Source organism: Streptomyces sp. NPDC002032 (assembly GCF_042890765.1).
Lineage (GTDB): Bacteria > Actinomycetota > Actinomycetes > Streptomycetales > Streptomycetaceae > Streptomyces.
This window is the reverse complement of sequence record NZ_JBIASM010000001.1, coordinates 528,148-540,953: the sequence shown is the minus strand read 5'-3', so window position 1 is coordinate 540,953 and position 12,806 is coordinate 528,148. Positions and strand designations below refer to the sequence as shown.

Here is a 12,806-nt window from a genome sequence, read left to right as displayed (position 1 = left end):
GCCCCTACGCCTGCGCACCGCTGGCCGAGCGCCGCGCCGGGGCGTCGGGGAGGATCCGCTCGATCTCCTCCCGCAGGTCCTCGACACGTCCGTAGCCCGCGTACTGGCCGGTCAGCCGGTACATCTCGCGGAGCCGGTCCCAGGTGCGGTGCGAGGAGGTCTCGTTCATCGAGACCAGGGCCAGCCGGGCGTACCGGTCGGCCTGTTCCGGGTCGTCTGCGATGAGACAGGCCGAGGCCATCGAGATGTAGTCGAAGATCTGCGACCGCTGGTAGCCGTCCCCGCGCAGCCGCAGCGCCTCGCGGGCGTGCCGGGCCGCGACGGGCGCGGCCGTGGCGTCGTGGTCGGCGAGCGTGCGGTACGCCAGCGCCTGCATGCCGTGCAGGTCGGCCTCGTCGAAGTGCTGCATCCACGAGGGCGGCGGGACGTCGCCCTTGTCGGAGACGAAGAGCTCCTCCGCCTCGCCCAGCGTCCGGCGCATGGCCTGGCCCTTGCCCATGGCGGCCTGTGCCCAGGCCTCGATGGTGTGCAGCATGGCGCGGGTGCGCGGCAGGGTCTGCTCGCCGGAGCCGGACTGCGCCAGCTTCATCAGGTCCAGGGCCTCGTTCGGCTTGCCCAGGTGGACCATCTGACGGGCGGCGCGGGAGAGGGCCTCGCCGGCGCGCGGCCGGTCGCCGCCCTCGCGGGCCGCGTGCGCGGCGATGACGAAGTACTTCTGGGCGGTGGGTTCGAGGCCGACGTCGTGCGACATCCAGCCGGCGAGGACCGCCAGGTTGGCCGCCACCCCCCACAGCCTGCGCTGGAGGTGGTCGGGGTGGTGGTAGGCAAGCATCCCGCCGACCTCGTTCAGCTGGCCCACGACGGCCTTGCGCTGGAGGCCGCCGCCCCGGGACGCGTCCCAGGCACGGAAGACCTCGACCGAGCGCTCCAGGGCCTCGATCTCCTGGGAGCCGATGGGGGCGGCCTCGTAGCGGTCGTAGCCCGCCTGGTCGGCCTGGTAGGGGTCGCCGAAACGCTGGGCGTCCTTGGCGGCGGCGGGGTCGGTGTGCAGCCAGTCGTACATGGCGTTGCTGAGGGCTGAGCCGGCGGTGAGCGCGGCTCCCGCGCCCATCAGACCGCGACGGTTGAGCATGAGGTCCATTCCCGTGAATTCGGTGAGGACCGCGGCTGTGCGTTCGGGCGCCCAGGGCACTCCGTCGGGGTTCTCCTGCACCCCGTCCGGCTGCCGTTTGGTGGTGCGCCGCTGCCGTACGAACCCGAGGTCCTCGATGGTCACGACACGACCGAGCCGCTCGGTGAACAGTGCTGCCAGTACCGTGGGCACCGGCTCGCGCGGGGTCTCCCCCATGTCGATCCAGCGCCGCACCCGGGAGGTGTCGGTGGCCAGCTGGTGGTGGCCCATGGCCGCCGCCTGCCGGTTGACCATCCTCGCCAGTTCGCCCTTGGACCAGCCGGCCAGGCCGAACAGGTCGTTCAGGCGGGTGTTTGGACCTTTGCTCACGTCAAGCCCCCAGGTTCTCGGCTGAGTTGACAGTAACCCCCTGTCAGTTCCCCGTGGACTATTCGCCAGGCTTCGCCAGGGCACGCCCCGTGGTTCGCCAGGGGCCCCCGGGTGTCAGGTAGGAATGCGCCTCCCCGACCCGGTTCACCGGCGGAACTCCCCAGGGTGAAGCACGGGATCCGGCGGGGTGGCGTACGCAACTCGTCGGCGCACGAAGGGAACCGTAAACGCCATGTACGCAGCAACGTCCTCCGTGTCCGCCCCGGTCCGGCAGCACCGCACCCTCCAGGCGGGGGGCGGCCCCTACCTCGAACCCGGCCGCGCGGCGGCCCCGGCGCAGGCCGCCGGCGCCGTACGGGCCCGGCGGATGCCGGGGACCGGGTCGCAGCCGCTCAGCGGAAGGATCGACCTGTCGGGGCCGCAGGGGGCGCAACTGCGCACCGCGCTCGCGTCGGTGCAGCGGATCTGTCCGGAGTTCGCGCCGGTGCAGGTGCTGCGGCGCAGCGGCCGCTCGGTCCTCCTGGTGGGGACGACGGGACGGATGACCGCCGTGGCGAAGGTTTTACTGGACCACTCCCCCGAATGGCGCGAGCGGTACCGCCACGAAATAGCGACGTACCGGACCTTCGTCCGGCACCGCCCGCCCGTCCGGGTGCCGCGGCTGATCGCCGCCGATCCGGAGAACTGCGTCCTGGTCGTGGAGCGGATGGCGGGCCGGGTCGCGGCGCTCCAGCGGCATCCGGTGGAGGCCCCGCCGCGGACGGACGTACGGGCCGCCCTCGGCGCGATCTGCCGGGTGAACCAGTGGCGGCCGCCGGCCGACCTGTTCGGGCACCCGGTGGACTACGCGCGCCGGATCACCCGGGACCACGAGCTGGGGCTGCTGACCGACCGGGACTTCGGTGACCTGCAGAAGCTGCTGCACGGTCTGCGTCCGGCGGGGGTCCCGTGGCAGTTCAACCACGGCGACGCGCTGCTGTCGAACCTGCTGCTCTCCCCGGCCGGTCCGGTGCTCCTGGACTGGGAGCACGCGGGCTGGTACCTGCCGGGCTACGACCTGGCCACGCTGTGGACGGTGCTGGGTGACGCCCCGGCGGCGCGCGGCCAGATCAGCCGGCTCGCCCAGTCGGCGGGCCCGGCCTCGCGGGACTCCTTCCTGGTCAACCTGATGCTGGTGCTGACCCGGGAGATCCGGATGGCGGAGACCGCGGTGCAGCGGTCGATGGCGGCGGCCGCTCCGGCCCACCCGCTGCCCGCGGGGGCCCTGTCCTCGGGGGAGGAGCAGCGGCTGCTGCTGCGCCGGCTGCACGACGACGCCGGGATGGCCCGCAGGGCGGTCCGGGCGGCGGTCGGCACCCGCTGACCGCATTCCCTCGGCGCGGAAGGACACCCGTGGCCCGCACACCTGGTGTGCGGGCCACGGGCATGCCGCGGGCCGGGGGCGGGACGGTTCGGGTTCGGGTGCGTGTGCCTTGACATCACATGATCCCCCTAACACCTTTTCTGACTCAGCATCAGAATGCTGGAGCGCCGCCTCCCTCCCACCCCGCTGGAGCCCGCCCATGACCCAGATCCAGGACCGCCCGCCGACCGGGAACACCGGCCGGGCGCTGCCCCCGCTCCCCTCCCGCCGGACGGTGCTCGCCGGGGCGGGGGCGGGAGCGCTCGCCGCCACCGTGCTGCCCGGCGCCGTCGCGCGGGCGGACGGAGCCCCGATCGGCGAGTACGACGTCGTGGTGGTCGGGTCGGGGGCGTCGGGAATGACGGCCGCGCTGACCGCGGCCCGGCGGGGGCTGAGCGTCCTGGTGGTGGAGAAGGCGCCCACCTTCGGCGGCTCGGCCGCGCGTTCGGGCGCCGGGATCTGGCTGCCGAACAACTCGGTGATCCTGGGCGCCGGGGTGCCGGACACACCGGAGAAGGCGGCCGCGTACCTGTCGGCGGTGGTGGGGCCCCAGGTGCCGGCCGACCGGCAGCGGGCGTTCCTGGCCAACGGCCCCCGGATGCTGGACTTCGTCATGGCGAACAGCCCGCTGCGGTTCCGCTTCATGGACGGGTACAGCGACTACTACCCCAACCTCCCCGGCGGACTGCCGAACGGCCGTTCCATCGAGCCGGACCAGATCGACGGGAACGTCCTGGGCGCCGAACTCGCGCACCTGAACCCGGCGTACATGCCGGTGCCCGCCGGGATGGTGGTGTTCAGCCAGGACTACAAGTGGCTCAACCTCGCGGCGGTCAGCGCGAAGGGGCTGGCGGTGTCCACGGAGTGCCTGGCGCGCGGGGCGAAGGCGGCGCTGCTCGGGGAGAAGCCGCTGACCATGGGCCAGGCGCTGGCCGCCGGGCTGCGGGCCGGGCTGCAGCGGGCGGGGGTGCCGGTGTGGCTGAACAGCCCGCTGGTCGACCTGGTCCAGGAGGGCGGCCCCGGTGGCGCGGTGACCGGGGTCGTGGTGGAGAAGGAGGGCGTACGGGGCGTGGTGCGGGCCCGCAAGGGGGTGGTCGTCGGCTCGGGCGGCTTCGAGCACAACGCGCAGATGCGGGCGCAGTACCAGCAGCAGCCGATCGGTACGCAGTGGTCGGTGGGCGCGAAGGAGAACACGGGTGACGGGATCCGGGCCGGGCAACGGGCGGGCGCCGCGCTGGCGTTGATGGAGGACGCCTGGTGGGGTCCGTCGATCCCGCTGCCCGGGGAGCCGTACTTCTGCCTGGCGGAGCGGACCCTGCCGGGCGGTCTGATGGTGAACCGGGCGGGGACCCGCTTCGTGAACGAGGCGGCGCCGTACAGCGACGTGGTGCACGTGATGTACGAGCAGGACCGGGGCACGGGTTCGCACATCCCGGCGTGGCTGATCGTGGACCAGAACTACCGCGACCGGTACCTGTTCAAGGACATCCTCCCGACACTCCCCTTCCCCGACTCCTGGTACGAGGCGGGGGCCGCGAAGAAGGCCTGGACCTGGGACGCCCTGGCGGGCCAGATCGGGGTCCCGGCGGCCGCGCTGCGGGCGACGCTGAGCCGGTTCAACGCCCAGGCGTGGAACGGCTCGGACCCCGACCAGCACCGGGGCGACACGGCGTACGACCACTACTACACGGACCCGGCCGTGCGGCCGAACTCGTGCCTGGCGCCGGTCTGGGTCCCGCCGTTCTACGCCTTCAAGATCGTGCCGGGTGACCTGGGGACGAAGGGCGGGATCGTCACCGACGCCCGGGCCCGGGCGCTGCGGGCGGACGGTTCGGTGATCCGGGGGCTGTGGGCGGCGGGCAACGCGAGCGCGGCGGTGATGGGCCACAGCTACGCGGGCGCCGGTTCGACGATCGGTCCCGCGATGACGTTCGGCTACGTGGCGGCGAACGACATCGCGGACACCCCCTAGCCCTGCTGCTAGCCCTGCTGGAAGAGCTCGGCCGGGAGGGGCTTCAGCAGCGCGTACAGGTCGTCGGTGATCGGGCGGTCCCAGCTCGCGATGGTCACGAGGACGTTGTCGCTGCGGTCGAACTGGACGCAGGAGATCCGGCTCTCGGAGAGCTTGACCTTGCGGACGATGAGGAGGTTGTCGCCCTGCATGACCGGGCAGTCCTCGGAGCCGGTGACCTCGACGTCCTCTTCGTTCTCCAGGGCGGCGAGGAGCTGGGCCACCTCGAAGGGGACCTGGCCCTCGGCGAGGTCCCGGGCCGGCGATCCCTCGGGGAGGTTCCCGATGATCATCGCGGGGCCGCGGCCGCCGAACAGGTCGTAGCGGAGGAAGACACCCTGGCAGCTGCCGTCGGGGGCGGGCAGCAGCCCGGCCCCGAGGTTGCCCGGCCAGTCCCCCGGGTCCATGGCCAGGACGTCGAAGTCCGGGCCGGCGGGGGTGGCGGCGCGGTGGCGGCGGAGGAAGGACATGCGGCCATGGTACGTGGCCGCGCACCATTTCCGGCCCCGGGGGCTCCGGCCGGGCGACGGCCGGACGACGACCGGACGACGACCGGACGACGGCCCGGCGGCGCGCGCCCGGCGGGGCGGGAAGGACGGCGGGAGGGGTGGCGCGGGGGCCGTGGCGGGAGGCCGGGCGGACCGGCCGAAGATCCCGGACCTGCGGGTATGGACCGACCCGGCGGGGTACTCCTTACCCGCGGGGCGCCCGGGGCCGGGGGACCGGGCAGACGCTCCCTTTCTCGCCACAGGCCCGCCCACTGGCTGTATCTTGCTCTCCGTCCCCACCATCGGTCTCCGGCCGTCCTGCGAAGCGACGACGGCCCGGCCCGCTGATGTGGACCTTGCAGCCCGGGGGGGGCACCCTCCCCCAGGCACGCAGACGGACCTGCCCTTCGGACGTATGGGAGTACAGACAGATGGCGGAGTCTGTCCTGCCCCTCGCCGCGACGCTCGCCCGCATACGGGCGCTCGCCAAGGAGAGGCAACTGGACGTGGACGAGATCCTGAACGTGGAGGCCCTCGCGGAGCGGACCGGCGTCCCCGCCGGGCTGACCGCCGCCCTCCTGCGGGGCGAGGAGTTCGCGGACCCCACGCCGGACGAGGCAGCGGAAACGGTCCGCCTGCGTGCCGCCTACCTGTACGCCGCCTCCCGCGACACCGACGGCCGCCCGTACGCCGTCGCGGACATCGCGGCGGCCATCGGCGCCGCCCCCTGGTGGGTCAACCAGCTGGTGACGGGCGGGAAACTGCCGCACCTGCGGCACTGCGCGCAGTTCGCCGCCTTCTTCGGCCGTGAGGCCACCTTCCTCACGGACACACCGGCCCAGGCCGTGAACCGGGCCCTCCAGCCCGCGGTCCAGTCCCTCAACAACGGATCGGGCGATCTGATGGCCGGCCTCATGGACCAGTACGGGCTGGTCTCGATATCGACCCGGGGGAAAGCCCTCACCCGTACACAGGAGACACTTCTCCTGGGCATGATCACCTCGATGCTGTCCGCTGAGGAGGTCCGGTGAACGTCTCCCGTTCGATGCGCAAGCTGTGCACCGCGCTGACGTCGTCGCTCGACCTGGAGGCGCCGGTCGATCCGCAGACCCTCTTCCGGGCCTTGTGCGACGCGATGAGCCGCTCGCGCGGCGGCCGTCCCATCGTGCTGCGCTTCGAGCGCTTCCCCACCGAGCTGACGACCTCCGGGCTCTGGCTGAACCTGGAGGAGTACGACATCGTCGTCGTGGAGAAGTACACGACCGCGGACCACCAACTGGTGATCCTCGGGCACGAGCTGTGGCACATGAAGGCGGGCCACTGCACCGAGCACGGACGCGGGGCGGCGGCCGCGGCCCGGTCTCTGCCGGACGCCTCGGACCTGACGTACGCCAGCGTCGCCGCGCGCTCCCACTACGAGGACGCCCAGGAGATCGAGGCGGAGAGCTTCGGCCTGATGCTCGGCGACCGCTGCCGTCCCTGGCTGGTGGGCGGCGACGCCCCCGGAGCGGTCCGCAGGAATGACGTGGCGGGGCGCATCGGCAACGCCCTCGGCTATCGCGGACCGATCGGCTGACGGTGAATTCCGACAAGTACTACATCCCTTACCTCATCCCGGCCGCGATCCTCACCCTGGCCTTCGCGATCCGGCTGCCCGTGATGATGAGGTTCTGGCGCATCGATCCCAACGTGCGCTCCGTCGGCGGCCTGCTCCTGCTGGCCTCCGCCGTCTTCTACTTCGGGCGGCCCGACACCCTGGCGGCGATGAACCGCGGGACGGGCGTCCCGAACTTCGCGGCGCCGGTGCTGTACACGCTGCTCACGCTCTTCTGCGCCTCCTGCCTGGTGATGATCATCCACTGGCGGGGCGGCGACCCGCGCTGGGTGCGGCGGACCAGCTGGACGATCGGGATCGTCTACTCGGCCGTGGTCGCCGGGCTCTGGACCACCTTCGCGTTCGCCGACGTACCGGTGGAGCGGCTGCGGGACCTGGACACGTACTACGCCAACACCCCCTGGATGCGCGAGCACATCCTGCTCTACCTGGGCGCCCACACCGTCGCCTGCGCGATCACCTCGGTGGTCACCTGGTCCTGGCTGCGCCAGGTCTCGGGCTGGCTGCGCTCCGGCCTGGTGCTGCTGGTCATCGGCTTCCTGCTGAACCTCTGCTACGACACCGTGAAGCTCACCGCGGTGGTCGCCCGCTGGACCGGCAACGACCTGGACTGGCTCAGTACGTACGTGGCCCCGCCGATCGCCGCCGTCTGCGCGCTGTTCATCGCCGTGGGCTTCATCCTGCCGCACGCCGGCGAGGCGCTCCAGCGGATCGGAACCGACTACTACCACTTCCGCGCCCTGGCCCCGTTCGTCCGGGAACTGGAGCCGCTCGACACCGGTTCGCTGCGGCTGCCCCGGCGCTCGCCCATCAGTCGCCGCCTGGTGCAGCGCAGGACCCGGATCAGCGACGGGCTGCTGCGCCTCCAGCCGTACATGGACCCCGCGGTCCGCGAGCGGGCCCTGGCCGAGGCCCTCGCCCAGGGTGAGGCGCCCGGGCGGGCGGCGGCCACCGCCGACGCGGTCTCCGTGGTCGCGGCGCTGCGCCGGCTGCGGGGCGGCGGCGCCCCCGCCGAGGACGGCGCGGCTCCGACGGGTCCGGCACAGGTCCCGGACCTGGTCGCGGTCTCCAAGGCCCTGCGCCGGTCCCCCGTCGTCATCTCCTTCCGTGCCCGGACCGGGCCCGCGGACCATCCAGAGAGCGTGAGTTCATGAGCAGCACTTCCCCGCCCGGCAGACCGCGCACCTCGGTCGTCATCGGCGGGAGCCTCGCCGGGATGCTGGCGGCGGCCGCGCTCGCCGAGTCGGGCGACGTCGTCGTCGTGGAGCGCGACGCGCTGCCCGACGGCCCCCGGCCGCGCCGGGGGCTGCCGCAGGCCCACCACGCCCACCTGCTCTGGTCCGGCGGGGCCGCGGCGATCGACAGCCTGCTGCCGGGCACCGTCCGGCGGCTCATGGACGACGGCGCGCACCGGATCGCGCTGCCCACGAACATGGTGGGCTACTCCCCCGAGGGCTGGTTCCGGCGCTGGGCGGAGGCCTCGCACTACGTGGTCCTCGCCAGCCGTGACCTCCTGGACTGGCACGTGCGCCGGGCCGTCGCGGCGCTGCCCGGAGTCAGCGTCGTCGACCGTACGGAGGTGCTGGGACTGGAGGGCGACGCGGACCTGGTCACCGGGGTCCGGATGCGCGAGCGGGGCGGCGAGGAGCGGGTGGTGGAGGCGGACCTGGTGGTCGACGCCTCCGGCCGGTCCTCGCACACCCCGGCCTGGCTGGCCGGTTTCGGCCTGCCCGAGCCCGCGGTGCGGACCGTCGATCCGGGCCTGGTCTACGCGAGCCGCATCTTCCGCGCCCCGAAGGACCTCGCCAGCACCTTCCCCGTCATCGTCAACGTCCAGGCCGACGCCCGCGCGCCGGGCCCCGGCCGGTCGGCGACCCTGGTCCCGATCGAGGGCGACCGCTGGCTCGTCACCCTCTCGGGAACGCGGGGCGGCGAGCCCACCAAGGACCCCGAGGCCTTCGAGGGCTTCGCGCGGGACCTGCGCCACCCCATCGTCAGCGAGCTGATCGCGCAGACCGAGCCGCTGACCGACGTGGTGGTCACCCGGACGACCGTCAACCGCAGGCACCACTACGAGAAGGCCGTGATGCCCCGGCGGTTCGTGGTCATCGGGGACGCCGTCGCCGCCTACAACCCGGTGTACGGGCACGGCATGTCGGTGGCCGCGCAGAGCGCGCTGGCCCTGCGGTCCGTGATCGCCCGGTACGGCTGGTCGGGGGAAAGGCTCGGCGCGCGCATGCAGAAGGCGGTCGCGGCGCCCGTGACCGCCGCGTGGGCGCTGTCCACCGGCAACGACGTCTTCTACCCGGGCGCCACCGAGAGCGGCCCGACGCTGGCCGAGAAGGTGGGGGCGGCCTACGTACGGCGGCTGCTGCACACGAGCACCGGCAACGGGCGGGTGGCGCGGGCGGTCACCGACGTGATGACCCTGGAGCGCCCGGCCGCGCGGCTGTTCACCCCGCCGGTGCTGCTGGCGGCCGCGCTGGGCCCGCGCCGCGCCCAGCTGACCGCCCCGCCACTGGCGGCGACGGAGCTGGCGGCGATAGCGGCGCTGCGCGCGTAGGCCCTGCCGGGCGGTCCCGGCAGGCCGGCGGGAGCATCGCGAACCGGCGGGGGCCGGGTGGGGCGATCCGTAACGGTGTTCCCGCCCGCCCCCGCCGGCGCGGACTCAGTGCGCGCTGCGGGCGAAGACCGCCCAGGCCTCGCGCTGTCCGGTCAGGTCGGTGCCGGGCTCGCGGCAGTGGGCGGACAGACCGGGACCGGGGACCGGGGGCCGGGTCGCCGCGTACGGCGTCCGCGCCCGCGCGAGTTCCTCCACGGTGGGCCGGTCCTGCCAGGAGGAGGCGCCGGGCAGGGCGCCGCCGAGCCGGCGGAGCAGCTCCGCGGTGTGCGCGCCAAGCCGTCGGCGCCGCACTCCCGACTGGTGATCAGCGCCCGGGCGAGCAGGGTCCTGGTCGCCTGGTGCAGCGTCAGGCAACGTTTGCCCGTGGAGGAGCGGACGTTGCCTGACGCGGCGCTGGCTCCGCGCCCGGGGCGGCCGGCGCGGGAGCGAGTTCGTACCGATCGGGCGCGGCGGAGAGCGGGGAAACGGCCTCCCGCGCCAGGGCGGTCCGCTCCCGCGGGCCGTCGGCGCCCCCGGCCGAGACGCGCAGGGCCTGGCCGATGGCGGAGGGGGCGCCGAAGGCGCGGGCGCGCCGCGGGGCTTCTCCGGCGAGGGCGCGGGGCCCCGGCCGGGTCGTCGGGGGCCACGACGCGGGCCAGGTCCAGCCGGCAGGGGCACGATGCGGGGCTCTGGATGCCGCGCGGGGTGAACCGCCGGCCGACCCCTTCGAGAACGGCGACGGCCGCCTTCGTCTCGCCTCGGGCCAGCAGGAGTTCGGCGCAAGCGGTCTGCGAGTCGGGGCGGGCCACGGCCGCCGCGAACGGCTCGCCATAGCAGTGCTCCCCGGCCAGCCCCCGCCCTCGTCGGTGCGGCCGCGCGCCGGCAGGGTGGTGACGGGGACGGCCATGGCGTACCAACCAGTGCAAGGGCCTACGGCGTCACGCCCGCTCGGCGAGCCGCAGCCCGGCGCGAGCCGGTTCCCCGGCGGCGGCGAGCCGCCCGCGCCGGGACCTGTGGCGGTGAGCCGGTCCGGTGCCTCGTCGGCGGCGACTTCGCGTTCGAAGGGCGTGCGCGCGCCTGCGGCTCTGGCTCCGACGTTCCGTCATGCGGAGACCGCCCTGGCCGGTTCGGGCCCGGAGTACGCTCGCGTACGCGCAGCAGGAGGGCCAGGTCGGGCCCGGTCGGATTGCTTTCGGGATGTGCCTATTCCGCCGATCGGCCGGCCAGTTCCTCCAGTACGGCGACGGCTTCGGCGGCCCGGTCGGCGGCCACGAACAGGTGGTCGTGGTGGTAGCCGGCGATCACGTTGCAGCTGAGTCCGCGGGCGGCCAGCGCGGCGGCGAAGGCTCCGGTGAGGCCGACGGCGTCGAGGGCGGAGTGGATCCGCAGCGTGATCCAGCCGGCTACGTATGGGTAGGCGAGCCCGGCGGCATCGGCCTCCTCCTGGCGCAAAACCAGGGTCAGTCCCTCGGCCTCGCGGACGGTGGCGACGGGCGCGAGTCCGGCGGGGACCGGCGCGGATCCCGGGAGGGTGCAGAACACGTACCGCCCCTCGTTCAGTTCGGGGCGCATGCCGCTCAGCAGTTTCCGCAGGTCGCTCTCGGCGCTCATGCGCCCACGGTACCCCTCGGACGTATGGGGGGCCGGCCTGGCTTCGATGCCGTCCGATGCGCCGGTCTGAACGCGGGAACGGCGCCTCCACCGCCCCGTGCAAGCTCGTCAGCGTGTCCTCCAGGCGCTGGGGGATGCAGGCGGACGGACCCTCTTCCAGGACACCGAGGGCGGCGGCGGCCGCGCATCGGTTGACCCGGACGCGGCGGGTCGGGGGGCGATCGACCAGGGCACGTACGTGACGGGGCGTGGACAGTTCGCGGTCCCCTCAGCGCCCCCGCCGTGACCGCACCCGCCCCGACGGCACCCCGGAGCGGGTCCGGTGCCCACCCTCGTGTGCGACGCCGCCGAGCAACTCTACGACCACCTGAACCGGAGCCGGGTCGGGGGCCGGGAACGCCCTCGAATCCCCAACAGCCGCCTCGGGAAGACAGATCTCTCGCATGTGGCCCCACCGGAAAGCCTCGGGGGGCTGTACGGGGGAAAAGGCGACCCCGCCAGCGTGCCTGGTGATCGTTCATCCCCTGCCGTCGCATCCTGTCGACTGAGTCTCAGGATCCGGACTTCAGGGACGACGAAAGGTTGGCCGAGTGAAGCTCACCAAGCAGTTTGCCGCGATCAGCGTCGCCGCGGCGGCGACGGTTCTCTTCAGCGCCGGCGGCGCCCAGGCTCAAGGCGACGGGGAGTTCCTTTCATTTCTCGGCAACACCCCGCTGCAAAAAATCTCGTACTCGGTACAGCTCGGAGACGGGAACACCTACACCGGCACGCAGAACACGAACAACAACACCAACAACAACAGCGGAAAGGGTATCGCCAACAACAACAATAACAACAACAACGGAGTTGGGAGCCAGGCCGGCGGGACCTCATCGACCCTGGGCCGCTCGGCACTCCAGGAGATCTCGTACCCGGTACAGGTCGGAGGCGGCAACACCTACATCGGGACCCAGAACATCAACAACAACATCAATAACAACACCGGCGCCGGCACGTACAACAACAATAACAACAACAACAATGGCGGCGGCACGTACAACAACAACAATAACAACAACAACGGGGGCGTGAACAACAACAATAACAACAACAACAACGGAGGTGGCGCCTCCACGAACAACAATAACAACAACAACAATGGACGTCGCGCCTATCGCGATACCCGCACCCTGAGCAGCGGAAAGCTCGCCCCACTGCTGAACCAGGCGGCCTACACCAAGCGCCAGGTCTGCTCCTCCTCGATGGGGTACATCGTGCAGAACAGCACCGTCATCTCGAGCGCTCTGCAAATCCACTGCACCCAGAACTGACTGCTGTAGTCGACGCCTCCGCCGGCACCGCCGTCGCCCTTCGGCCGTCGCCCTTGGGAAGCACAGGAGCTGAGCCACGGGCGAACAGTGACGTGCACCACGACTCGCTCACATGACAGTCCGGCGGCCAGGTGATCTCACGCCACCTGCCGCCGGACTGTGAAGTTCAGTTGTTGTTATTGTTGTTGTTCGCTCCGCCTCCACCGTTGTTGTTGTTGTTATTGTTGTTGTTCGCTCCGCCGCCTCCGTTGTTGTTGTTATTGTTG

11 protein-coding genes are annotated in these 12,806 nt (G+C 72.5%); 7 read left to right on the top strand and 4 right to left on the bottom strand.

What is annotated here, in order from left to right:
• Positions 1-4: 4 nt before the first annotated feature.
• Positions 5-1,501: a hypothetical protein gene (locus ACFYYT_RS02100; protein ID WP_351827430.1), complete on the bottom strand. Its 1,497-nt coding sequence runs from the start codon at positions 1,499-1,501 to the stop codon at positions 5-7.
• A gap of 232 nt (positions 1,502-1,733) precedes the next feature.
• Between ACFYYT_RS02100 and ACFYYT_RS02095 the strand changes: the two genes are divergently transcribed.
• Both ACFYYT_RS02095 and kstD read left to right on the top strand, forming a co-directional pair.
• Positions 1,734-2,864 carry an aminoglycoside phosphotransferase family protein gene (locus ACFYYT_RS02095; protein WP_351827432.1) on the top strand — a complete coding sequence of 377 codons (1,131 nt, stop codon included), beginning with the start codon at positions 1,734-1,736 and terminating at the stop codon, positions 2,862-2,864.
• Positions 2,865-3,063: 199 nt separating this feature from the next.
• Complete coding sequence (gene kstD / locus ACFYYT_RS02090; RefSeq protein WP_351827435.1) at positions 3,064-4,875, top strand: 3-oxosteroid 1-dehydrogenase; 1,812 nt, start codon at positions 3,064-3,066, stop codon at positions 4,873-4,875.
• An 8-nt stretch (positions 4,876-4,883) separates the two neighbouring features.
• Here kstD and ACFYYT_RS02085 read toward each other — a convergent pair whose 3' ends face one another.
• Positions 4,884-5,384 (bottom strand): hypothetical protein, encoded by a 501-nt coding sequence (locus ACFYYT_RS02085; RefSeq protein ID WP_351827437.1) that lies wholly within the window; start codon positions 5,382-5,384, stop codon positions 4,884-4,886.
• A gap of 449 nt (positions 5,385-5,833) precedes the next feature.
• On the opposite strand from ACFYYT_RS02085, the gene ACFYYT_RS02080 reads away from it, so the two are divergent.
• From ACFYYT_RS02080 to ACFYYT_RS02065, 4 genes are read left to right on the top strand one after another with little or no spacing between them, the layout of a single operon-like run.
• On the top strand, positions 5,834-6,433 hold the full coding sequence (locus ACFYYT_RS02080) for a hypothetical protein (RefSeq protein WP_351827439.1): 600 nt from the start codon (positions 5,834-5,836) through the stop codon (positions 6,431-6,433).
• A gap of 14 nt (positions 6,434-6,447) precedes the next feature.
• Positions 6,448-6,978, top strand: a complete 531-nt coding sequence (locus ACFYYT_RS02075; RefSeq protein WP_351827483.1) for a toxin-antitoxin system, toxin component — start codon at positions 6,448-6,450, stop codon at positions 6,976-6,978.
• 2 nt (positions 6,979-6,980) lie between these two features.
• Entirely contained in the window at positions 6,981-8,171 is a 1,191-nt protein-coding gene (locus tag ACFYYT_RS02070) for an MAB_1171c family putative transporter (protein ID WP_351827441.1), read from the top strand.
• A complete protein-coding gene (locus tag ACFYYT_RS02065) occupies positions 8,168-9,580 on the top strand; it encodes an FAD-dependent monooxygenase (protein WP_351827443.1) in 1,413 nt (470 codons plus the stop codon). Before ACFYYT_RS02070 ends, ACFYYT_RS02065 begins: the two co-directional genes overlap by 4 nt.
• A gap of 105 nt (positions 9,581-9,685) precedes the next feature.
• Here the strand turns inward: ACFYYT_RS02065 and ACFYYT_RS02060 are convergent, their stop codons facing one another.
• Positions 9,686-9,931 carry a hypothetical protein gene (locus ACFYYT_RS02060; protein ID WP_351827445.1) on the bottom strand — a complete coding sequence of 82 codons (246 nt, stop codon included), beginning with the start codon at positions 9,929-9,931 and terminating at the stop codon, positions 9,686-9,688.
• Positions 9,932-10,822: 891 nt separating this feature from the next.
• The gene (locus ACFYYT_RS02055) at positions 10,823-11,230 is read right to left on the bottom strand and encodes an ACT domain-containing protein (RefSeq protein ID WP_351827447.1); all 408 of its coding nucleotides are present in this window, start codon (positions 11,228-11,230) and stop codon (positions 10,823-10,825) included.
• 590 nt (positions 11,231-11,820) lie between these two features.
• Here ACFYYT_RS02055 and ACFYYT_RS02050 point away from each other — a divergent pair.
• Positions 11,821-12,540, top strand: coding sequence for a hypothetical protein (locus ACFYYT_RS02050; protein ID WP_351827449.1), 720 nt, complete (start codon positions 11,821-11,823; stop codon positions 12,538-12,540).
• The last annotated feature ends 266 nt before the right edge of the window (positions 12,541-12,806 follow it).